Origin of the sequence: Klebsiella sp. PL-2018 (assembly GCF_019048985.1) — a bacterium.
Taxonomy (GTDB): domain Bacteria; phylum Pseudomonadota; class Gammaproteobacteria; order Enterobacterales; family Enterobacteriaceae; genus Klebsiella; species Klebsiella michiganensis.
In genome coordinates this window covers 153,111-174,434 of record NZ_CP077673.1, presented here as the reverse complement: position 1 = coordinate 174,434, position 21,324 = coordinate 153,111, and the positions used below count along the sequence as shown (strand labels likewise).

General features: G+C 57.0%; 20 protein-coding genes. 12 read left to right on the top strand and 8 right to left on the bottom strand.

Features of this window, described 5'->3' with window-relative positions; genetic code table 11:
- Positions 1–123: 123 nt before the first annotated feature.
- Entirely contained in the window at positions 124–873 is a 750-nt protein-coding gene (locus tag MKleb_RS00795; RefSeq protein WP_025106566.1) for a DeoR/GlpR family DNA-binding transcription regulator, read from the top strand.
- 122 nt (positions 874–995) lie between these two features.
- Here MKleb_RS00795 and metF read toward each other — a convergent pair whose 3' ends face one another.
- Positions 996–1,883, bottom strand: a complete 888-nt coding sequence (metF, locus tag MKleb_RS00790; RefSeq protein ID WP_004856019.1) for a methylenetetrahydrofolate reductase — start codon at positions 1,881–1,883, stop codon at positions 996–998.
- A gap of 166 nt (positions 1,884–2,049) precedes the next feature.
- On the bottom strand, positions 2,050–2,955 hold the full coding sequence (locus tag MKleb_RS00785) for a LysR family transcriptional regulator (protein ID WP_025106565.1): 906 nt from the start codon (positions 2,953–2,955) through the stop codon (positions 2,050–2,052).
- A gap of 90 nt (positions 2,956–3,045) precedes the next feature.
- On the opposite strand from MKleb_RS00785, the gene MKleb_RS00780 reads away from it, so the two are divergent.
- Positions 3,046–3,417, top strand: coding sequence for a carboxymuconolactone decarboxylase family protein (locus MKleb_RS00780; protein ID WP_004856015.1), 372 nt, complete (start codon positions 3,046–3,048; stop codon positions 3,415–3,417).
- Between the two features lie 39 nt (positions 3,418–3,456).
- On the opposite strand, the gene MKleb_RS00775 is transcribed toward MKleb_RS00780, so the two are convergent.
- Both MKleb_RS00775 and metB read right to left on the bottom strand, forming a co-directional pair.
- Positions 3,457–5,889, bottom strand: a complete 2,433-nt coding sequence (locus MKleb_RS00775; protein ID WP_014227430.1) for a bifunctional aspartate kinase/homoserine dehydrogenase II — start codon at positions 5,887–5,889, stop codon at positions 3,457–3,459.
- Between the two features lie 2 nt (positions 5,890–5,891).
- Positions 5,892–7,052: a cystathionine gamma-synthase gene (metB, locus tag MKleb_RS00770; RefSeq protein ID WP_014227429.1), complete on the bottom strand. Its 1,161-nt coding sequence runs from the start codon at positions 7,050–7,052 to the stop codon at positions 5,892–5,894.
- A 266-nt stretch (positions 7,053–7,318) separates the two neighbouring features.
- Here metB and metJ point away from each other — a divergent pair, with 266 nt between their 5' ends.
- Positions 7,319–7,636, top strand: coding sequence for a met regulon transcriptional regulator MetJ (metJ, locus tag MKleb_RS00765; protein ID WP_004107547.1), 318 nt, complete (start codon positions 7,319–7,321; stop codon positions 7,634–7,636).
- Between the two features lie 97 nt (positions 7,637–7,733).
- Here the strand turns inward: metJ and rpmE are convergent, their stop codons facing one another.
- Positions 7,734–7,949, bottom strand: coding sequence for a 50S ribosomal protein L31 (gene rpmE, locus MKleb_RS00760; protein WP_004107543.1), 216 nt, complete (start codon positions 7,947–7,949; stop codon positions 7,734–7,736).
- A 241-nt stretch (positions 7,950–8,190) separates the two neighbouring features.
- Here rpmE and priA point away from each other — a divergent pair, with 241 nt between their 5' ends.
- The 7 genes from priA (at position 8,191) to rraA (ending at position 16,285) form a co-directional block, all read left to right on the top strand.
- The gene (gene priA, locus MKleb_RS00755) at positions 8,191–10,386 is read left to right on the top strand and encodes a primosomal protein N' (protein WP_025106564.1); all 2,196 of its coding nucleotides are present in this window, start codon (positions 8,191–8,193) and stop codon (positions 10,384–10,386) included.
- A gap of 150 nt (positions 10,387–10,536) precedes the next feature.
- Positions 10,537–11,565 carry a DNA-binding transcriptional regulator CytR gene (gene cytR, locus MKleb_RS00750; RefSeq protein WP_004856005.1) on the top strand — a complete coding sequence of 343 codons (1,029 nt, stop codon included), beginning with the start codon at positions 10,537–10,539 and terminating at the stop codon, positions 11,563–11,565.
- A gap of 91 nt (positions 11,566–11,656) precedes the next feature.
- Complete coding sequence (gene ftsN / locus MKleb_RS00745) at positions 11,657–12,625, top strand: cell division protein FtsN (RefSeq protein WP_071846047.1); 969 nt, start codon at positions 11,657–11,659, stop codon at positions 12,623–12,625.
- 90 nt (positions 12,626–12,715) lie between these two features.
- Complete coding sequence (hslV, locus tag MKleb_RS00740; protein ID WP_004107530.1) at positions 12,716–13,246, top strand: ATP-dependent protease subunit HslV; 531 nt, start codon at positions 12,716–12,718, stop codon at positions 13,244–13,246.
- A gap of 9 nt (positions 13,247–13,255) precedes the next feature.
- Positions 13,256–14,590: an HslU--HslV peptidase ATPase subunit gene (hslU, locus tag MKleb_RS00735; RefSeq protein WP_004127247.1), complete on the top strand. Its 1,335-nt coding sequence runs from the start codon at positions 13,256–13,258 to the stop codon at positions 14,588–14,590.
- 190 nt (positions 14,591–14,780) lie between these two features.
- Positions 14,781–15,707, top strand: coding sequence for a 1,4-dihydroxy-2-naphthoate polyprenyltransferase (gene menA, locus MKleb_RS00730; protein WP_025106563.1), 927 nt, complete (start codon positions 14,781–14,783; stop codon positions 15,705–15,707).
- Between the two features lie 92 nt (positions 15,708–15,799).
- The gene (gene rraA, locus MKleb_RS00725; protein WP_004127241.1) at positions 15,800–16,285 is read left to right on the top strand and encodes a ribonuclease E activity regulator RraA; all 486 of its coding nucleotides are present in this window, start codon (positions 15,800–15,802) and stop codon (positions 16,283–16,285) included.
- A 59-nt stretch (positions 16,286–16,344) separates the two neighbouring features.
- Here rraA and pfkA read toward each other — a convergent pair whose 3' ends face one another.
- From pfkA to cpxP, 3 genes are all read right to left on the bottom strand, one after another.
- Entirely contained in the window at positions 16,345–17,307 is a 963-nt protein-coding gene (pfkA, locus tag MKleb_RS00720; RefSeq protein ID WP_004127238.1) for a 6-phosphofructokinase, read from the bottom strand.
- Between the two features lie 202 nt (positions 17,308–17,509).
- Entirely contained in the window at positions 17,510–18,406 is an 897-nt protein-coding gene (fieF, locus tag MKleb_RS00715; RefSeq protein ID WP_014227425.1) for a CDF family cation-efflux transporter FieF, read from the bottom strand.
- Between the two features lie 149 nt (positions 18,407–18,555).
- Positions 18,556–19,059 (bottom strand): cell-envelope stress modulator CpxP, encoded by a 504-nt coding sequence (gene cpxP, locus MKleb_RS00710; RefSeq protein WP_217076403.1) that lies wholly within the window; start codon positions 19,057–19,059, stop codon positions 18,556–18,558.
- Between the two features lie 149 nt (positions 19,060–19,208).
- Between cpxP and cpxR the strand changes: the two genes are divergently transcribed.
- Together cpxR and cpxA are read left to right on the top strand one after the other, a co-directional pair.
- Complete coding sequence (cpxR, locus tag MKleb_RS00705) at positions 19,209–19,907, top strand: envelope stress response regulator transcription factor CpxR (protein WP_004127228.1); 699 nt, start codon at positions 19,209–19,211, stop codon at positions 19,905–19,907.
- Positions 19,904–21,277 (top strand): envelope stress sensor histidine kinase CpxA, encoded by a 1,374-nt coding sequence (gene cpxA, locus MKleb_RS00700; protein ID WP_004107505.1) that lies wholly within the window; start codon positions 19,904–19,906, stop codon positions 21,275–21,277. The genes cpxR and cpxA overlap by 4 nt, the downstream gene beginning before the upstream one ends.
- The last annotated feature ends 47 nt before the right edge of the window (positions 21,278–21,324 follow it).

The window sequence follows — 21,324 nt, the reverse complement described above, 5'->3', positions numbered from 1 at the left end:
CGCGACATACCCGCCAGCAGGCGGGTATGTTCTTTTAGCCCGCCATTGCCCGCCAAAACGATGTATTTTATAGTGCGATTTTCCTTTGGGTGAATCGTAGATATGCAGTCATCAAATCGAAGAATGAGCATTTACGCCATTTTGCAACAGGACAAAAAAGTCGTCGTCAATGACCTCGCCGAAAAGTTCGGCGTCACCAAAATGACCATCCGTCGCGATCTCTCTTTCTTTGAAAAACAAGGTATTGTAAAAACAACCTACGGTGGAGCCTACTTAACCCGCGGTGCCAGCGTCGAGCCCGGCTTTCAGCTGCAATCGATACAAATGGCCGATGATAAGCACCTGATTGGCCAGAAAGCCGCCGAGCAGGTTGAAGATGGCGACACGATTATTATCGACTGCGGCACCACGCCGCTGGCGCTCGCTCATTTTATTTTCGATAAGAAAATCATGGTGATAACCAACTCCATTCCGGTGGTTAATCTCCTGAAAGGAAGAAAAAATATCAAGTTGATCGTCGCGCCCGGTGAATATGAAGACGCCAGCCAGGGAATGGTCTCTTTCAGTACCGCCGACTTCTTTCGTCATATCCACGCCGACAAAGTCTTCCTCAGCACTCAGGGCGTCAACGATCTTGGAGAGCTGACGGTTCCTAAAATGACCGATGCCCACGTCAAACAAGCGCTGATGCGCGCCGGGCGGCAAAAAATCCTGCTGGCGGACAGCAGTAAATTTGGTCAAACGTTCCTTGCAGGCCATGCCCGCCTGGCAGACCTTGACCTCGTTATCAGCCAGACCGGCCTCTCCCCCGATATCCTCTCTCTGATGCAAACGCAAAACGTACCGCTGCTGCTGGCGGATAGTCACCTCTGATGGCGCAGGCGCCCCGTTTTACCGCCCGTAAAGATGTTTTAAGGAAATAACCAGAACAAGCGGCGCCGAAGATGTTTTGACGCCGCAGAGAGAAGAGAAGGACGGGGAAATCTGAAGCCTGCTTACGCCGGGCGCACGCCTAAAGTGTGGCAAATCGCGTAGCTCATTTCCGCGCGGTTCAGGGTATAGAAATGGAAATCCTTCACCCCTTCGCGGCTGAGAATCTTCACCATATCCATGGCGATGTTCGCCCCCACCAGCTGGCGGGTTTCGGCGTCATTGTCCAGACCTTCGAACATTTTCGCCATCCACGTCGGGATACGCACGTTGGTCATATCGGCAAATTTTTTCGCCTGCCTGAAGTTAGAGACCGGCAGAATGCCCGGAATAATTTCGACATCGATACCCGCCGAGACGCAGCGGTCGCGAAAACGCAGGTAGCTTTCAACATCAAAGAAAAACTGGGTAATCGCGCGATTTGCTCCGGCCTCGACCTTACGTTTCAGGTTAAGCAGATCGGCCTGCGCGCTTTTGGCTTCCGGATGGACTTCCGGATAAGCCGCAACGGAAATATCAAAGTCCCCGACCTCTTTCAGCAGAGTCACCAGGTCGGCCGCGTACATATCCGGCTTACCGCTGCCAGGCGGCAGGTCGCCACGCAGCGCAACGATATGGCGAATCCCGCTATCCCAGTAATCTTTAGCAATGGTACGCAGCTCATCGCGGCTGGCATCGATACAGGTAAGATGCGGGGCGGCTTCCAGACCGGTACGCTCTTTAATACCTTTGATAATGCTATGGGTGCGGTCACGTTCACCGGAGTTAGCGCCGTAGGTCACGGAGACAAACTTCGGCTTCAGGCTGCTCAGGCGATCGATGGATTTCCAGAGGGTTTGCTCCATTTCACTGGTGCGCGGCGGAAAGAATTCAAAGGAGACGTTAATCTGGCCCTGCACTTCCGCCAGGCTCTGATTCAGGGCTTCCCGCTGATTGGCGTGAAAAAAGCTCATACCTTACCTCATCAATCGCATTTTATTGTTTGTTGTGTCGCGAACTTCTATACGTTTAGACGTCCAGATGTAAAAATGACGGAAAAGGGCATCCGCGTCAATAGAAAAATCAGCGTAAACAGTGAGGAATATTCAGCCAGGATGAAATCAATTCATCTCTTTTTCGCTAAGGCAATGATTTTTCAACGACTGCTGTTACCCTTTCCCGGACCCTCTCATTTGCGGGCAGCGTCACCATTCCCAGCCTAAGCGGAAGCTGCTGGCTGGCATCCTGCAAAGGACAAAAGACGACCCCCTGCCGCTGAATCGCGGAAAAAGAGGCCGGCAGGAGGATCAGGCCTTCTCCGCGCGCAATCCGCGCCAGCAGAACATCATGCTCGGCAGGCTCCTCCACGTAGGTGGGCACATAGCCTGCCCGGTCAAAAATACGTCGCGTATAGTCAAAAAAATCGGGATTACGCTCGCGTTTAAACCAGAACAGCGGCCGATGATTGAGTGCGCTTAACGTCAGCTCCGCCCTGGCGGCCTCCGGCCAGGATGCGGGTAGCGCCGCGATAAGCGGCTCCTGGTAAGACAAAGGATGCAGGTGAAGCCCCTCGGTATTCAGCGGCAGCGCCACCAGCGCCGCATCCAGCTTGCCCTTTCGCACCAGTTGGGCCAACGCCGGTGATGACTGACGAGTGATGTGCAATGCGCCGGTGTACTCACCCAGAGCGGATTCCGCGGCGGCGAAAATGCCTTGCTCAAAGGCGGTGGTCAACCCCAGACGCAGAGGCTGCTGCGCGGGCGCAGAGAGCTGGCTCAACGCCGTCAGGGTGCGATCCTGAAGCGCCAGCAGAGGCCGAATGATATCCAGCACCCGTCTTCCCTCGTCGGTAAGGATCAGACCTTTGGTATGCCGCAAGAATAGCGTTACCCCCAGCTGCGTTTCCAGATGGCGAATATGACGGCTCAGCGGCGGCTGCGAAATAAATAGCCGCTGCGCGGCCCGGCTGATGTTATTTTCCTCCGCCACCACCGCAAAGTAGCGCAGCAGGCGAATATCCAGAGTGTGTAAACGTGAATTTGTCATACTGAAAAGGTATCACGAAAAGGGTATTACTCAAGGCAGGAAAACTTCCCTAACCTTCCTCATTACGCATCATCACACTGAGGAAAAGCCATGACCAGCGAACGTTATACCATCGGACGAGAAATGCTACAGCGCGTGGACGGCAAAGGCGGCGACGCCGTCGTCAACAGCCTGAAGGATATCGCCCCCGATTTTGCCCGCTATCTGATTGAGTTCCCCTTCGGCGATATTTACGCCAGGCCAGGACTCGATTTACGCAGCCGTGAAATTGCCACTATCGCCGCGCTCACGGCGCTCGGTAACGCCGCGCCGCAGCTAAAAGTGCATATTGCCGCCGGGTTAAATGTCGGGCTGACGCAGGAAGAGATTACGGAAGTGATCATGCAGATGGCGGTCTATGCCGGATTCCCGGCGGCCCTGAATGGCCTGTTTGCCGCCAAAGAAGTTTTCGCGGCGCACTAAGGTGAAAAGACCAGGCGTTGCCTGGTCTTTAATTTATGGCTACAGCAGCTGCGCCAGACGGTTGATATCCGACTGAATCGCCCCGGCGGTCACATCACGACCAGCGCCCGGACCGCGGATCACCAGCGGGTTATCGCGATACCAGCGGCTCTCGATAGCAAAGACGTTATCACACGGCAGCAGCGCCGCCAGCGGATGCTCTTCGCGCACCGCTTCAACGCCGACGCGGGCTTTACCGTTAGCGTCAAAGCGCGCGACGTAGCGCAGCACCAGACCCATTTCGCGCGCCGCTTCCAGACGCTGCAGCATCTGCTCGTTCAGCGCTTCGCCGTTCTCGAAGAAGTGATCGACCGACCCCTCTTCGCAGTGGGCGGGCACCAGCGACTCAACGCGCACCTGATCCGGCTCGATGTTGTAACCCGCCTCACGAGCCAGGATCACCAGCTTGCGCATGACGTCTTTCCCGGAGAGATCGACGCGCGGGTCCGGTTCCGTCAGCCCCTGCTGCCAGGCCTGATCGACGAGGTCTGTAAACGGCACGGTGCCGTCAAACTGCAGGAACAGCCATGAAAGGGTGCCGGAGAAAATACCGCTCAGCGCCAGAATGGTATCGCCGCTATCAATCAAATCGCGCACCGTATGGTTGACCGGTAAACCGGCGCCGACGGTGGCGTTGTAAAGCCAGTGGCGCCCGGTCTTCTCGAACGCGTCGTGGATCTGGCGATACTTACTGCTGCTGCTGGCGCCAGCCAGCTTATTCGCGCTGATAACGTGGAAACCATGGCTGGCGAAATCGAGGTACTGGTCGGCCAGCTGCGCGCTGGCGGTTACGTCCAGCACCACTAAATCATCGTACGGATGCGCGCGCATCCACAGGAACAGCGACTCTTCATCCTGCTCAACGGCCTCATCATTAAAGAAAGCCAGCGCGCGACTGGCGTCAAGGCCTTCGTAATTAAGCAGGCTACGGCGACTATCCACGACCCCGGCAAGGATGAATTCAAACCCGGTGCGGGCGGAAAGCGTGGTCTGCTCGCGAGCGAACAGCTCCAGCCAGCGGGACCCGATATTACCTTTGCCAAACAGCACCAGGCCAATGCGTTTTTCCGCGCGGAACAACGACTGATGCAGCCCCTGAATAAGGCTTTCCGTCGGCCCGGCGCGCAGCACCGCGACCAGGCTGATGCCCTCTTCTGATTGCCAGGTAAACTCTACCGGCTGGCCCTTCAGCTGCTGCCAGAAACGGTGGCAGTGCAGCGGATTGCGGGTCACGCCAGCGCCAACCATCGCCACCAGCGCCAGTTTCTGACGCAGGCGCAGCTCGCCCGGCAGCCCCGCTTCGTCCAGCAGCTTCAGCGCGCTGTCGGCCACTTCAGAGGTGTAGCAGAACTGCAGCAGCTTACGGTCGGCGTGTACGCCAACCGCCAGCGGACGCAGCTGGGCGCGTTTTAAAATAGCGTCCAGCTCCTTATGCGCCAGTTTGAAATCCTGGCCGCCGGGTACCTGGAACTCAATCAGGCAGACATCATCATGGCTGGTCACGATACGCGCCCCGGTACCGGAAGCCAGCACGCGTTCGATGCGCGTTGAGCCCTGATCCGGGGTGTAGCTACAGCGTAATTGTAAATCGATATCGCTGCCGGAGACCGGCTGCAGCGTACGGGCATGCAGCACCGGCGCCGCCAGGCGGGCCAGTTCGCTGGCCTCATCCAGGCGCAGCAGCGGCAGCAGGCAGGCGTCTTTCACTTTACGCGGATCCGCGCTGTAGACCCCGGCCACGTCGCTCCAGATAGTGACGCGAGACGCCCCGGCCAGGGCGCCGATTTGGGTGGCGGAATAGTCGGAACCGTTACGTCCCAGCAGGACGGTTTCCCCGGCGTTGTTACGCGAAATAAAGCCGGTCACCACCAGACGCTTGTTCGGGTGCTGCGCTATCAGCTGCTGCAAAAGCGGATAGGATAAGCCTTCATCCACCTGCGGCTGCGCGGAGCGCTCGGCGCGCAGGAAGCTACGCGCATCCAGCCAGGCGGCTTCTACGCCAAGATGGTTCAGCACCGCCGCCATCAGGCGGGCCGACCAGACTTCGCCGTGACCGACGACTTCGGCGTATACCGCGTCGGTGACGCCGCCGTCAAGCAGCCCGGCAAGGCGCTCAAGATCCTGAATAAAGATGGCAATCAGCGTGTCGGCAGCGTCTGGTGACAGCAGTCCGGAGATGAGCTCCATCTGATAACGACGGAGCGATTGTTGCACCTGATGCGCAGAAAGGCGATCGGTCTGGCTGAGCTTCAGCCAGCTGATCAACTGGTTGGTGGTACTGCCGGCGGCAGAGACGACCATCATGTCGCCCGCCTGCGAATACTCCGTCATAATACCCGCGACGCGCAGGTAACATTTCGCATCCGCTAAACTACTCCCACCAAATTTGTGCAGCTGACGACCCTTCGCCCCTGCCTGCGCAATCACACTCATGTTTATTCCTCGTTTGCTGCCCGGAAGCCATTTTCCAGGTCGGCAATTAAATCTTCACCATCTTCAATACCGGTCGAAATACGCAGAAGCGTTTCTGAGATCCCGGCCGCCGCACGCGCTTCAGGCGCCATGCCCGCATGGGTCATCGTCGCTGCGTGGGAAATCAGACTTTCCACGCCGCCCAGCGATTCCGCCAGCGTAAACAGCGATAACCCGCTCAGGAAACGACGCAGCGTCTGCTCATCGCCATCCAGTTCGAAGCTTAACATCGCCCCAAAACCTTTTTGCTGACGCGCCGCAATCTCATGCCCCTGGTTTTCCGGCAGGGACGGATGGTACAGTTTTTTCACCAGCGGCTGGGATTTCAGATAGTCGACAATCGCCAGCGCGTTACGCTGCGCCACTTCCATACGCGGAGAGAGCGTACGTAAGCCGCGCAGCAGCAGATAGCTATCAAACGCTCCGCCGGTGACGCCGATATTATTCGCCCACCATGCCAGTTCGGTGACGGTCGCCGGATCTTTAGCGATCACCACCCCGGCCACGACGTCAGAGTGGCCGTTCAAATATTTAGTGCACGAATGCAACACCAGATCGGCGCCCAGCGCCAGCGGATTCTGCAAAGCCGGGCTCAGGAAGGTGTTATCAACCACGCTGACCGCTCCGGCCTCACGCGCCAGACCGCAGATTTTCGCAATATCCACAACTCTCAGCAATGGATTACTTGGGCTTTCGACCAGAACCAGCTTCGGTTTTTCCGCCAGCGCGGCGCTCAGCGCCTGCTCGTCGTTTTGATCGACAAACAGCACGCGATAGCAGCCGCGCTTCGCCAGGCTGTCAAACAGGCGGTAGCTGCCGCCGTAGCAGTCGTGCGGCGCCACCAGCAGATCGCCCGGTTTCAGAAATACGGTGGTGACCAGCAAAATGGCCGACATGCCGGTATTGGTCAGAACCGCCCCCGCGCCGCCCTCCAGCTCCGCCAGCGCACGCTGCACCACATCACGGGTCGGGTTACCGCGACGAGAGTAGTCGTGGGCGCGAGGTTCGTTAAATCCGGTGAAATTATAGGTGCTGGAGAGATGAATGGGCGGGACAACGCAACCGTACTGCTCGTCGTCATTTAAACCGCTACGCACTGCGATGGTGGCCTGTTTACGCGTCATGTTGGGGAGTTCCTGGGCTGAGTCGGTGAAAAGTCAGGCTCCAGAGTAATCATTGTTATAATAGACGTCAATACATCTGGACATCTAAACTTCTTTGCGTATAGATTGAGCAAACTGGAAATAGCCGTTAAAATTATATGCATTAGCGCACATCCGTAGCGGCTTGTTTGGTGTCAGACGCGCCCCTCTACGGTAAACTACGCGCAATTATGGCCAGGACTCGCGTTCAGGCCCTTAACTAATGAATAGAGGATTAAAGGTAACTCATGGCTGAATGGAGCGGCGAATATATCAGCCCATACGCTGAGCACGGTAAGAAGAGTGAGCAAGTAAAAAAAATTACGGTTTCCATTCCTCTGAAGGTGTTAAAAATCCTCACCGATGAACGCACGCGTCGTCAGGTGAATAACCTGCGGCACGCGACTAACAGCGAACTGCTGTGCGAAGCGTTCCTGCATGCCTTTACCGGTCAACCGTTGCCTAACGATGAAGACCTGCGTAAAGAGCGCAGCGATGAAATCCCGGAAGCGGCGAAAGAGATTATGCGCGAACTGGGCATCGACCCGGACACGTGGGAATACTAAAACCATAAAAAAGGGCAGAAGAAATCTTCTGCCCTTTTTTCTCGCGTTTAGCGCAAGAGAAACAAAAAAGCCGCCCTGAGGCGGCTTCTTCAGCAAATTACTTGCTGGTACCCGGTACGCTGAAGCGCTTGTTGAAGCGGTCAACACGGCCACCGGTAGCAACATCACGCTGTTTGCCAGTGTAGAACGGGTGGCATTTACCGCACACGTCGAGGTTCAGGTCGTGACCTACGGTAGAACGGATTTTCATGACGTTACCGCAAGAGCAGGAAGCAGTAACTTCTTCGTATTTCGGATGAATATCTTTTTTCATGGGAGAACCTCAGTTAAGGCCGCGTCGCTCTTCCAGCCCTAACGCCAGACACCACGCGATGTTAATAATTTCCCGGTGCGATTGCGCAAAGCGAAATTGCCGGGTAATAGATTTTGATGCCGCACAAAGCGCATCAAAGGCGGCGAATCATACAGAATTTGACCAGCATATGCAAACTGATCCGCGAGCCCTTATCACAATGTGTATACTAACCCGCCAGATTTCAAGTCAGGAAGATTAAATGCCCGTCGCTCACGTTGCCCTGCCCGTTCCGCTGCCCCGCACTTTTGACTATTTGCTGCCTGACGGCATGCCGGTCAAAGCAGGCTGTCGCGTGCGCGTCCCGTTCGGCAAACAGGAGCGGATAGGTATCGTAACGGCGGTCAGTGAGCGCAGCGAACTGCCGCTCGACGAACTCAAGCCAGTGGCCGAAGTTCTTGATGCCGAGCCGGTCTTCTCCGCTTCGGTCTGGCGGCTGCTGCTGTGGGCGGCGGACTACTACCATCATCCCATCGGCGATGTGCTGTTTCACGCGCTACCGATCGTGCTGCGCCAGGGGAAGCCCGCCAGCGCGGCGCCAATGTGGTACTGGTTTGCCACCGAACAGGGGCAAGCGGTTGATATCAACAGCCTTAAGCGCTCACCGAAACAGCAGCAGGCGCTGGCTGCGCTGCGTCAGGGCAAGATCTGGCGCCATCAGGTTGCCGAACTCGAATTTAACGACGCCGCCCTGCAGGCGCTGCGGGGTAAAGGTCTGGCCGAACTCGCCAGCGAAGCGCCCGCGATCGCCGACTGGCGCACGGGCTTCTCGGTACCCGGCGAGCGCCTGCGGCTCAATACCGAACAGGCCACCGCCGTGGGCGCGATTCACAGCGCCTCGGACAGCTTTTCCGCCTGGCTGCTGGCCGGGATCACCGGTTCGGGCAAAACGGAAGTGTATCTGAGCGTCCTTGAAAACGTACTGGCGCAGGGGCGCCAGGCGCTGGTGATGGTGCCGGAGATCGGCCTGACGCCGCAGACAATCGCCCGTTTCCGCCACCGCTTTAGCGCCCCGGTGGAAGTGCTGCACTCCGGACTGAACGACAGCGAACGCCTCTCCGCGTGGCTAAAAGCCAAAAACGGCGAAGCGGCGATTGTTATCGGTACCCGCTCGTCGCTATTTACCCCTTTTAAAGACCTCGGGGTCATCGTCATCGATGAAGAGCACGACAGCTCTTATAAACAGCAGGAAGGCTGGCGCTATCACGCCCGCGATCTGGCGGTCTGGCGCGCCCACAGCGAACAAATTCCAATTATCCTCGGCTCGGCGACCCCGGCGCTGGAGACGCTTCATAACGTCCGCCAGGGCAAGTATCGCCAGCTGAAGCTCACCAAACGAGCGGGCAATGCGCGCCCGGCTCAGCAGCACGTTCTGGATTTAAAGGGCCAGCAGCTGCAGGCCGGACTGTCTCCGGCGCTCATTGGCCGCATGCGCCAGCATCTGCAGGCCGATAACCAGGTGATTCTGTTTTTGAACCGCCGCGGCTTCGCGCCGGCGCTGCTGTGCCACGACTGCGGCTGGATAGCGGAGTGTCCGCGCTGCGACAGCTACTACACGCTGCACCAGGCTCAGCATCATCTGCGCTGCCACCACTGCGACAGCCAGCGCCCGATTCCGCGCCAGTGCCCCTCCTGCGGCTCAACGCATCTGGTACCGGTAGGTTTGGGGACCGAACAGCTTGAGCAGGCGCTGGGACCGCTGTTTCCCGATATCCCGATTTCCCGTATCGACCGGGATACCACCAGCCGCAAAGGCGCGCTTGAGCAATATCTTGCCGACGTCAATCGCGGCGGCGCGCGCATTCTTATCGGCACCCAAATGCTGGCGAAGGGGCACCACTTCCCGGATGTCACCCTGGTTTCCCTGCTGGACGTTGACGGCGCGCTGTTTTCCGCCGATTTCCGCTCGGCGGAGCGCTTCGCTCAGCTCTATACGCAGGTTTCAGGCCGCGCAGGTCGGGCGGGCAAACAGGGCGAGGTGATCCTGCAGACCCACCACCCGGAACACCCGCTGCTGCAAACGCTGCTTTATAAAGGATACGACGCGTTTGCCGAGCAGGCGCTGGCGGAACGGCAAAGCATGCAGCTGCCGCCGTGGACCAGCCACGTGCTGATTCGCGCCGAGGATCATAACAACCAGCAGGCGCCGCTTTTTTTACAACAGCTGCGCAACCTGCTGCAGGCCAGCCCGCTGGCCGATAAGAAACTGTGGGTGCTCGGGCCGGTTCCGGCGCTGGCGCCAAAGCGTGGCGGCCGCTGGCGCTGGCAAATTCTCCTCCAGCATCCGTCGCGCGTTCAGCTACAGCATATCGTCAGCGGAACGCTGGCGTTGATTAACACCCTGCCGGAAGCGCGAAAAGTGAAATGGGTTCTGGACGTCGATCCTATTGAAGGTTAAGGCTTCTCTTGCGAGGCGGATCGAAAAATTCAACCATCGTCACGTTTTTCATGAAAATTCTGTAACTCTCTGGATGTACTATCTGTTAAAAATGTTGCTGATGTCAGAACGCCAGGGATGTGTCTGCGCCAGTCAGCGAGGAGAAATCAGGTGAAGCCCAAAAAACAGGTCGTTGCCGCCACTATGAAAGACGTTGCCCAAAAGGCAAACGTTTCCACGGCAACCGTATCCCGAGCGTTAATGAATCCCGATAAGGTTTCGCAGAGCACCCGTAACCGGGTCGAGCAGGCCGCGCTGGAAGTCGGCTATTTACCGCAATCGCTCGGGCGCAATATGAAGCGCAACGAGTCACGCACCATTCTGGTGATTGTGCCGGATATCTGCGACCCCTTTTTCAGCGAGATCATTCGCGGTATTGAAGTCACCGCGGCGGAACAGGAGTACCTGGTGCTGATTGGCGATTGCGCCCACCAGAACCGTCAGGAAAAGACCTTTATCGACCTGATCATTACCAAGCAGATCGACGGTATGCTGCTGCTTGGCTCCCGTTTGCCCTTCGATGCGGGCGTAGAGGAGCAGCGCAATCTGCCGCCGATGGTCATGGCCAATGAATTCGCTCCCGAGCTTGAGCTGCCGACGGTGCATATCGATAACCTCACCGCCGCCTTTAACGCCGTTAACTATCTGCACGAGCTGGGGCATCGCCGCATCGGCTGTATCGCCGGCCCGGAAGAGATGCCGCTGTGCCATTATCGCCTGCAGGGCTATGTCCAGGCGCTGCGTCGTAGCGGGATAACCGTCGATCCGCACTATATCGCCCGCGGCAATTTTACCTATGAAGCCGGCGCCAACGCCCTCGAACAGCTGCTGGCGCTGCCGGTACCGCCGACGGCTGTTTTCTGCCATAGCGATATTATGGCGCTGGGGGCATTATCGCTGGCGAAACGTCGCGGCCTGAAAGTTCCTGAAGATCTGTCTATTATTGGTTTCGATAACATCTCTTTGTCTGAATTTTGCGATCCGCCATTGACGACCGTCGCGCAACCACGTTTTGATATTGGCCGCGAAGCGATGCTGCTTTTATTGGATCAACTGCACGGTCACAGCGTCAGCAGCGGTTCACGATTACTCGACTGCGAGCTTATCGTTCGCGGTAGTACGCGAAAAATCCGAACATAACCTTCAGGCTTTCGGGCCTGCCCTTCTGGTCAAAGGCCCGCCGCTTAAGTAACATGGCGGGCTGAAAAACGAATAAGACAGCGAAACGATAGTGGCACAACGAGATTATGTACGCCGCAGCCAACCGGCTTCTTCGCGGCGCAAAAAGAGCAATACCCGAAGCTCAAGGAACAAGCAAGGCGGCCTTTCGGCGGTTTCACCGACTATGGTGGCGATCGCTGCGGCAGTGCTGGTGGCCTTTATCGGTGGACTGTACTTCATCACGCACCACAAGAAAGAAGAGGCTGAAGCGCTGCAAAACCGCCAGGCCGCTGGCAACGGCCTCCCGCCGAAGCCGGAAGAGCGCTGGCGCTATATTAAAGAGCTGGAGAGCCGTCAGCCCGGCGTACGTGCGCCTACGGAACCCACGGCAGGCGGCGAAGTCATGAAGCCGGAGCAGCTGACGGACGAGCAGCGCCAGCTGTTGGCGCAAATGCAGGCCGATATGCGTCAGCAGCCTACGCAGCTGACCGAAGTGCCGTGGAATGAACAAACCCCGGCGCAGCGCCAGCAGACCCTGCAGCGTCAGCGTTTAGTTCAGCAGCAGCAGCTCGCTCAGGTGCAGCAGCAGACACAGACGCAGGTACAGCAACCGCGAACCCAGCCGCGGGCCGTCGAGCAGCCGAAACCGGTGCAGCAGCCGCCGAAGCAAACGGCGTCGAACCAGCAGCCGTATCAGGATCTGCTGCAAACGCCGGCGCATACCAGTACCGCGCAGCCTAAAACCCAGGCCGCCGCGCCGGTAACCCGCGTTGAAGAGGCGCCAAAAACCGCCGCCGCGGAGAAAAAAGACGATCGCAGCTGGATGATCCAGTGCGGCTCCTTCAAAGGCGCTGAGCAGGCGGAAACCGTGCGCGCGCAGCTGGCGTTTGAAGGTTTCGCCTCGCACATCACCACCAATAACGGCTGGAACCGCGTGGTGATTGGGCCGCTGAAAGGCAAAGAAAACGCCAGCAATATGATTGAACGGCTGAAAATGGCCGGACACGCAAACTGCATTCGTCTCGCCGCCAGGGGTTGAAACCCTCAAAATCCCCCCCATCTATAATTGCATTCTGCCCCGCGTAACCGCGGGGCCCCTATTCCGCTTTTGCAACCAAGGGGTCTGCTCGTGACTACAATTGTAAGTGTTCGCCGTAACGGCCATGTCGTTATTGCCGGTGATGGCCAGGCCACGCTGGGCAACACCGTAATGAAAGGCAACGTCAAAAAAGTGCGCCGCCTGTACAACGACAAAGTGATCGCCGGCTTTGCGGGCGGCACCGCTGACGCCTTCACGCTGTTCGAACTGTTTGAACGTAAGCTGGAAATGCATCAGGGCCACCTGGTGAAGGCCGCCGTTGAGCTGGCGAAAGACTGGCGTACCGACCGCATGCTGCGCAAGCTGGAAGCGCTGCTGGCCGTGGCTGACGAAAACGCATCGCTTATCATCACCGGTAACGGTGACGTGGTGCAGCCAGAAAACGATTTGATTGCTATCGGCTCCGGCGGTCCTTACGCCCAGGCCGCGGCTCGCGCCCTGCTGGAAAATACCGATATGGGCGCACGCGATATCGCAGAGAAAGCGTTGAATATTGCAGGTGATATCTGCATTTATACCAACCACTTCCATACCATCGAAGAATTACCGTCTAAAGCGTAAGGATCTCCCATGTCTGAAATGACCCCACGCGAAATTGTCAGCGAACTGGACAAACACATTATCGGCCAGGACGCAGCCAAGCGCTCCGTCGCCATCGCTCTGCGTAACCGCTGGCGTCGTATGCAGCTCAACGAAGAGCTGCGTCACGAAGTCACGCCCAAAAACATTCTGATGATCGGCCCGACCGGCGTCGGTAAAACGGAAATCGCCCGTCGTCTGGCAAAGCTTGCCAACGCGCCGTTCATCAAAGTTGAAGCGACGAAATTCACCGAAGTGGGCTATGTTGGTAAAGAAGTGGACTCCATCATCCGCGATCTGACCGATGCGGCGATCAAAATGGTGCGCATGCAGTCCATCGACAAAAACCGCTATCGTGCGGAAGAACTGGCGGAAGAGCGCATCCTTGACGTGCTGATCCCGCCGGCGAAAAACAACTGGGGCCAGGCTGAACAGCCTCAGGAACCGTCCGCCGCGCGTCAGTCTTTCCGTAAAAAACTGCGCGAAGGGCAGCTCGATGATAAAGAGATTGAGATCGATCTCGCTGCTGCGCCGATGGGCGTTGAAATCATGTCCCCTCCGGGCATGGAAGAGATGACCAGCCAGCTGCAGTCCATGTTCCAGAACCTGGGCGGCCAGAAGCAAAAACCGCGTAAGCTGAAAATTAAAGACGCGATGAAGCTGCTGATTGAAGAAGAAGCGGCGAAGCTGGTCAACCCGGAAGAGCTGAAGCAGGATGCCATCGACGCCGTTGAGCAGCACGGTATCGTGTTTATCGACGAAATCGATAAAATCTGTAAGCGCGGCGGCAACTCCTCCGGCCCGGACGTATCCCGCGAAGGCGTACAGCGCGATCTGCTGCCGCTGGTTGAAGGCTGCACCGTCTCCACCAAGCACGGCATGGTGAAAACCGATCATATTCTGTTTATCGCTTCCGGCGCGTTCCAGGTGGCCAGCCCGTCTGACTTAATCCCGGAGCTGCAGGGTCGTCTGCCGATTCGCGTTGAGCTGAAAGCGCTGACCACCCACGACTTCGAGCGCATCCTGACCGAGCCGAACGCGTCCATCACCGTGCAGTATAAAGCGCTGATGGCCACCGAAGGCGTCAATATCGAGTTCACGGAAGATGGCATCAAGCGTATCGCTCAGGCCGCGTGGCAGGTCAACGAGACCACCGAGAACATCGGTGCGCGTCGTCTGCATACCGTACTGGAGCGTCTGATCGAAGACATCTCCTACGATGCCAGCGAAATGAATGGCCAAACCGTCACCATCGATGCGGAATATGTCGGTAAGCATCTGGATGTTCTGGTGGCAGATGAAGATCTGAGCCGTTTTATCTTATAATCCGGTTCAATATATTTTCATCACTATAGATGGGGCTATAGATACCCTAAATAATTCGAGTTGTGGAAAGGCAGCCGCTGGCTGATGGCCCTCATTTATCCCGGCAGTGCCTGGGGTGAATGCGCGTCGCCAACGCATCTGCAGCTTGAAGTATGAAGGGTAGAGCCCCATTTTTTATTGGCCGGGACTTATGACCGAACACGCTATCACTCGCACCCAGGCCTGGCTGGAAAGCCTGCGCCCCAAAACGTTACCTCTGGCCTTTGCCGCCATTATTGTCGGCTCCGCGCTTGCCTGGCATCAGGGCAGCTTCGATCCCTGGGTTGCCCTGCTGGCCATCATCACCGCCGGTTTATTACAAATCCTCTCCAATCTGGCCAACGATTATGGCGACGCGGTAAAAGGCAGCGATAAACCTGACCGTATCGGCCCCCTGCGCGGGATGCAGAAAGGGGCAATCACCCAGGCGCAGATGAAACGCGCGTTGATTCTCACCGTGGCGCTGATTTGTCTCTCTGGCCTGGCGCTGCTGTTCCTGGCCTGGCAGACCATGGCCGATTTTATCGGTTTTATGGTGCTTGGCGGGCTATCGATCGTGGCCGCCATTACCTACACCGTCGGCACTCGTCCTTACGGCTACATCGGCCTTGGCGATATCTCCGTGCTGGTGTTCTTCGGCTGGCTTAGCGTGGTCGGGAGCTGGTACCTCCAGGCGCACAGCGTTGAAGCGGTTATTTTCTTACCCGCCACCGCCTGCGGTCTGCTGGCAACGGCGGTGCTGAATATTAACAACCTGCGTGATATCGACAGCGATCGTGAAAACGGTAAAAACACCCTCGCCGTGCGCCTGGGGCCGGTTAACGCTCGCCGCTACCACGCCTGCCTGCTGTTTGGCGCGCCGCTGTGCCTGGCGCTGTTTAACCTTCTCTCGCTGCATAATCCGTGGGGTTGGCTGTTCCTGCTGGCAACGCCGCTGCTGGTCCAACAGGCGCGTTATGTGATGCGCGAACGCGACCCTGTCGCCATGCGTCCAATGCTCGAAAGAACGGTTAAAGGGGCGCTGCTGACCAACCTGCTGTTTGTTATCGGAATTATTTGCAGCCGGCTTGTGGGTTAACTGACAAATATCAATTAACAATTGATGATTTTGCCAACAGTACGATTCACGCGATATACTGAAAATTCTCGCAGCAACTGAACGTTAAGCCTATGAAATACGATACTTCCGAGCTTTGTGACATCTACCAGGAGGATGTCAACGTCGTGGAACCTCTGTTCTCCAACTTTGGGGGGCGCTCGTCGTTTGGTGGACAAATCATCACGGTAAAATGTTTCGAGGATAACGGGTTGCTCTACGATATGCTCGAACAGAACGGCCGTGGCCATGTCCTGTTGGTTGACGGCGGTGGTTCCGTTCGACGCGCATTGATTGACGCTGACCTGGCGCGTCTGGCCGTACAAAACGAGTGGGAAGGGCTGGTCGTCTATGGCGCTGTGCGTCAGGTTGACGATCTGGAAGAGCTGGATATCGGCATCCAGGCGCTGGCGGCTATCCCCGTCGGGGCCGCAGGTGAAGGTATCGGCGAAAGCGACGTGCGCGTCAACTTCGGCGGCGTCACCTTCTTTTCCGGCGACCATCTCTACGCCGATAATACCGGGATTATCCTCTCCGAGGATGCCCTGGATATCGAGTAGCGTCCCGCCCATAAAAAAGGCCTTCTCTCTGAGAAGGCCTTTTTATTTCCGCCGGAGGCTTAGTACAGCTTCTTAGCGCAATCCAGCCAGTCGCTTTTGAACGGACGCTTCATGTTTTCGATAGCGTCGATAATGTCGTGGTGAACCAGCTTCTCGTTCTGAATACCAACGCAGCGGCCGCCGAAGCCCTGCAGCAGCAGGTCAATCGCGTACGCGCCCATGCGGGATGCCAGAATACGGTCATAAGGAACCGGAGAGCCGCCGCGCTGAATGTGGCCCAGTACGGTGGCACGAGTTTCACGGCCGGTCTCTTTCTCGATGTAGTGAGCCAGCTCGTCGACGTCGCACATATGCTCGGTGATCGCCACAATCGCGTGTTTTTTGCCTTTCGCGATACCCGCCTTAATTTCTGAAACAAGGTCGTCGCGCGTGTATTCAACCTCAGGCACCATGATGAACTCACAGCCGCCGGAGATAGCTGCCGCCAGGGTCAGATCGCCGCAGTAGCGGCCCATCACTTCAACAACGGAAATACGCTGGTGGGAGGAAGAGGTGTCACGCAGGCGGTCAATGGCCTCTACCACGGTGCTCAATGCGGTAAAGAAGCCGATGGTATAGTCGGTGCCTTTAATATCGTTGTCGATGGTGCCCGGCAGACCGATGCAGGGGAAGCCCATCTCAGTCAGACGCACGGCACCCATGTAGGAACCGTCACCACCGATAACCACCAGCGCATCCAGGCCGCGCTTTCTCATATTTTCAATCGCGACGGCGCGAATATGTTCTTCGCGGAATTCTGGAAAACGCGCCGACCCCAGGAAGGTGCCGCCGCGGTTGATCATGTCGGAAACGCTGTAGCGGTCGAGCTGAACCATACGATCTTCATACAGGCCGAGGTAACCGTCATAGATTCCAAAAACTTCCAGACCTTCCGTTAATGCCGCACGCACAACGCCACGAATTGCTGCGTTCATGCCCGGGGCATCACCGCCACTTGTCAACACACCGATTTTCTTAATCATGACTACCTCTGAACTTAGGAAGCAAAAAATAATCCTGTTGCCTGAAGCGCCCCTCACGAGGAGTGCACAACGATAATTGCAATAGTATATCAAACGCTTCTGGCTGAATTGATTCAGGTCAGACCAAATGGCGGTAATTTATACAAAAAATGCCGATCCGCCCCACACTTTTACATCGAGTTTACAGACTATAACCTAAAGATCATAAAACACCCTGCCGCCCTAACGGCACCACAGAGCAGGGGTCCTGGTGGATAATGACATCGGACCCGGGAAAACGGAGCAACAGCGCCTGCTCCACCTGGTCGGCAATCACGTGTGCCTGAACCAGCGGGAGGTTATCTTCCATTTCCAAATGAATCTGAATAAAGCGAGTCGGCCCTGACTGCCGCGTTCGTAGATCGTGCGCCCCGCTGACGCCTGGCCACGCGGTCACGATATTGATAATTTCCTGGCGTTCCTCATCAGGAAGCGCGCGGTCTAACAACGACTGAACGGCGTCATAAGCCATGCGCAGCGCGCTATATAAAATATAGACGCCTATACCTAATGCAAACAGCGCATCAGCACGGTGCCAGCCGTACCAGGAGAGGGCCAGCGCCACCAGAATTGCGCCGTTCATCATAACATCAGACTGATAATGAAGCATATCCGCCCGTACCGCCTGACTTTGTGTTTTTCTTACTACCCAGCGCTGGAACGTGACCAGCAGCAGCGTGCTGACCAGCGCAATCAGCGTCACCACCATCCCTACGCCCGCCGCATTCATCGGCTCAGGACGAACGAGATGATCAATACCGGTCAAGAACAGAAACAGCGCCGAGCCGGAGACAAACATACTTTGCGCCAGCGCGGCCAGCGATTCCGCTTTACCATGGCCAAAGGTATGTTCTTCATCGGCAGGCTGCAGCGAATAACGCACCACCAGCAGGTTGGTCAACGAGGCGGCGATATCCACCAGTGAATCAACCAGCGCCGCCAGAATACTCACAGACCCGGTATACCACCATGCAAAAATCTTGATCAAAAGTAACGCAGAGGCCATCACCGTCGCCGCAATCGCCGCGCGGCTCACCAGCTGCCCATAAGATTGATTCATAAACGCTCCTTACTTCGCGATGCGCTTAGTATAACCCGATCTTTTACCGGGACGGGGAGGCAGGAGGGTACTGAATAACGGGCAAAAAAAACCCCCACATCATGTGGGGGAAGACAGGGATGGTGTCTATGGCAAGGAAAACAGGGTTGTTACTGGGGTTGCAGGGTATTGCTACTACTCGAAAGCATCATCGCTGAGCCTTTTTGCATCCGTGCAACCTCACGCAACTGATCCATTCGTTGCTGGTGCTTAGCGTTTAAAACCGCTTGCTGCTCTGGCGTTAGCAGGTGATACATCTGGTTGCGAACTTTTGCCATTTCAACCTGGCGGGCAACCTGTTCCTGCGCCATCTTATCTGCCTGAGCGCGTACAGCGTTTTCATCAAAATTTTCTGCGGTGACAAGGCGATGCATTGTCTCCATTTCGCTAACATTAACGGGTGGCCTGTCGTGGCGTGCCCGCTGCATAAGATCTCGTAACTGTTGCCGTTGGTGTTCAGTTAAACTTATGCCGTCAAACATATGGCTCTGGCTGCTGCGCTGGACCCCTTCGTCTCCGGGAAGCCAGTTAACGCTGGTGACGACTTCAGCGGCTTGGCTATATGCACTTAGCGCCAGCGTTGAGGCCATGACGGCAGCGAAAACATTGCGCATCACATACTCCCAAAACGTTTGTGTCGCGATTCAACGAGAGAGAGTTTACGATGCAGGCTGCAAACATGCGTCAGGGGGTGTAAAACAACGTAAAGTCATGGATTAGCGAGCCTTGATGACGTAATTTCTGCCTCGGAGGTATTTAAACAATGAATAAAATCCTGTTAGTAGATGATGACCGGGAGCTCACCTCCCTGTTAAAAGAGCTGCTCGATATGGAAGGTTTTAATGTGCTCGTCGCCCATGATGGGGAACAGGCGCTGGCCCTTCTGGACGACAGCATCGATTTACTTTTGCTTGATGTGATGATGCCGAAGAAAAACGGTATCGACACGCTCAAAGAGTTGCGTCAGACACACCAGACCCCGGTTATCATGCTAACGGCCCGCGGGAGCGAGCTGGATCGCGTTCTCGGCCTCGAGCTGGGCGCGGACGATTATTTGCCTAAGCCGTTCAACGATCGTGAGCTGGTGGCGCGTATACGCGCGATTCTGCGCCGGTCGCACTGGAGCGAGCAGCAGCAGACAACCGAAGCCGGTTCACCGACGCTGGAAGTGGATGCGCTAAGCCTTAACCCTGGTCGCCAGGAAGCCAGCTTCGATGGTCTGACCCTCGAGCTGACCGGCACCGAGTTCACCCTGCTCTATCTTCTGGCGCAGCATCTTGGCCAGGTGGTATCGCGTGAGCATCTTAGCCAGGAAGTGCTGGGTAAACGCCTGACGCCATTCGATCGCGCAATCGATATGCACATCTCCAACCTGCGGCGCAAGCTGCCGGAGCGCAAAGACGGCCATCCGTGGTTTAAAACCCTGCGCGGACGCGGCTATCTGATGGTATCGGCTTCATGATTGGAAGTTTAACCGCACGCATCTTCGCTATTTTCTGGCTCACGCTGGCGCTGGTGTTGATGCTGGTTCTGATGCTGCCTAAGCTGGACTCGCGCCAGATGACCGAGCTGCTGGAGAGCGAGCAACGTCAGGGCATCATGATTGAACAGCACGTCGAGGCCGAACTGGCGAACGATCCGCCAAACGACCTGATGTGGTGGCGTCGTCTGTTTCGCGCCATCGATAAGTGGGCTCCGCCGGGCCAGCGTTTGCTGCTGGTCACCAGCGAAGGTCGCGTTATCGGTGCCGAACGCAACGAAATGCAGATTATCCGCAACTTTATCGGCCAGGCGGATAACGCCGACCATCCGCAGAAAAAGCGCTATGGTCGTCTGGAAATGGTCGGGCCTTTTTCCGTCAGGGATGGAGAAGATAACTACCAGCTCTATCTGATTCGTCCTGCCAATACGTCACAATCAGACTTCATCAATCTGCTGTTCGACCGGCCGCTACTGCTGCTGATCGTCACGATGTTAGTCAGCGCCCCGCTGCTGCTATGGCTGGCGTGGAGCCTGGCGAAACCCGCGCGTAAGCTCAAAAATGCCGCCGATGAAGTCGCCCAGGGCAACCTGCGTCAGCATCCGGAGCTGGAAGCCGGTCCGCAGGAGTTTTTAGCCGCCGGGACCAGTTTTAACCAGATGGTGACCGCGCTGGAGCGCATGATGTCCAGCCAGCATCGTCTGCTGTCCGATATCTCGCACGAACTGCGCACGCCGCTGACCCGCCTGCAGTTAGGCACCGCATTGCTGCGCCGCCGCAGCGGGGAAAGCAAAGAGCTGGAGCGGATTGAGATGGAAGCGCACCGGCTGGATAGCATGATCAACGACCTGCTGGTGATGTCGCGCAATCAGGCGAAAACCGCGCTGGTCAGCGAAACGGTGAAAGCCAACCAGCTGTGGGGCGAGGTGCTGGATAACGCCGCCTTTGAAGCCGAACAGATGGGGAAATCGTTCACCGTCGAGTATCCGCCGGGGCCGTGGCCGCTGTACGGTAACCCCAATGCCCTGGAAAGCGCGCTGGAGAATATCGTGCGTAACGCGCTGCGCTACTCGCATACTAAAATTTCGGTAAGCTTCTCAGTGGATAAAGACGGCATCACGGTGAACGTCGATGATGACGGCCCGGGCGTGAGTCCGGAGGATCGCGAGCAGATTTTCCGTCCGTTCTACCGTACCGATGAGGCGCGCGACCGCGAGTCTGGCGGTACCGGCCTGGGGCTGGCGATTGTCGAGGCGGCGATTCAACAGCATCGCGGTTGGGTGAAGGCCGACGACAGCCCGCTGGGCGGCCTGCGCTTAACCCTCTGGCTGCCGCTGTACAAGCGCACCTGATCCCCCCGGCCTGGCTTCGCCGGGCCGGGTTCGAAACGGGTAGCCCG

What these genes read in the sequence shown, in the direction of transcription:
- MKleb_RS00795 (WP_025106566.1), top strand. Translation starts at nt 124, where the DNA reads ATGAGCATTTACGCCATTTTGCAACAGGACAAAAAAGTCGTCGTCAAT.
- metF (WP_004856019.1), bottom strand. Translation starts at nt 1,883, where the DNA reads ATGAGCTTTTTTCACGCCAATCAGCGGGAAGCCCTGAATCAGAGCCTG.
- MKleb_RS00785 (WP_025106565.1), bottom strand. Translation starts at nt 2,955, where the DNA reads ATGACAAATTCACGTTTACACACTCTGGATATTCGCCTGCTGCGCTAC.
- MKleb_RS00780 (WP_004856015.1), top strand. Translation starts at nt 3,046, where the DNA reads ATGACCAGCGAACGTTATACCATCGGACGAGAAATGCTACAGCGCGTG.
- MKleb_RS00775 (WP_014227430.1), bottom strand. Translation starts at nt 5,889, where the DNA reads ATGAGTGTGATTGCGCAGGCAGGGGCGAAGGGTCGTCAGCTGCACAAA.
- metB (WP_014227429.1), bottom strand. Translation starts at nt 7,052, where the DNA reads ATGACGCGTAAACAGGCCACCATCGCAGTGCGTAGCGGTTTAAATGAC.
- metJ (WP_004107547.1), top strand. Translation starts at nt 7,319, where the DNA reads ATGGCTGAATGGAGCGGCGAATATATCAGCCCATACGCTGAGCACGGT.
- rpmE (WP_004107543.1), bottom strand. Translation starts at nt 7,949, where the DNA reads ATGAAAAAAGATATTCATCCGAAATACGAAGAAGTTACTGCTTCCTGC.
- priA (WP_025106564.1), top strand. Translation starts at nt 8,191, where the DNA reads ATGCCCGTCGCTCACGTTGCCCTGCCCGTTCCGCTGCCCCGCACTTTT.
- hslU (WP_004127247.1), top strand. Translation starts at nt 13,256, where the DNA reads ATGTCTGAAATGACCCCACGCGAAATTGTCAGCGAACTGGACAAACAC.
- menA (WP_025106563.1), top strand. Translation starts at nt 14,781, where the DNA reads ATGACCGAACACGCTATCACTCGCACCCAGGCCTGGCTGGAAAGCCTG.
- rraA (WP_004127241.1), top strand. Translation starts at nt 15,800, where the DNA reads ATGAAATACGATACTTCCGAGCTTTGTGACATCTACCAGGAGGATGTC.
- pfkA (WP_004127238.1), bottom strand. Translation starts at nt 17,307, where the DNA reads ATGATTAAGAAAATCGGTGTGTTGACAAGTGGCGGTGATGCCCCGGGC.
- fieF (WP_014227425.1), bottom strand. Translation starts at nt 18,406, where the DNA reads ATGAATCAATCTTATGGGCAGCTGGTGAGCCGCGCGGCGATTGCGGCG.
- cpxP (WP_217076403.1), bottom strand. Translation starts at nt 19,059, where the DNA reads ATGCGCAATGTTTTCGCTGCCGTCATGGCCTCAACGCTGGCGCTAAGT.
- cpxR (WP_004127228.1), top strand. Translation starts at nt 19,209, where the DNA reads ATGAATAAAATCCTGTTAGTAGATGATGACCGGGAGCTCACCTCCCTG.
- cpxA (WP_004107505.1), top strand. Translation starts at nt 19,904, where the DNA reads ATGATTGGAAGTTTAACCGCACGCATCTTCGCTATTTTCTGGCTCACG.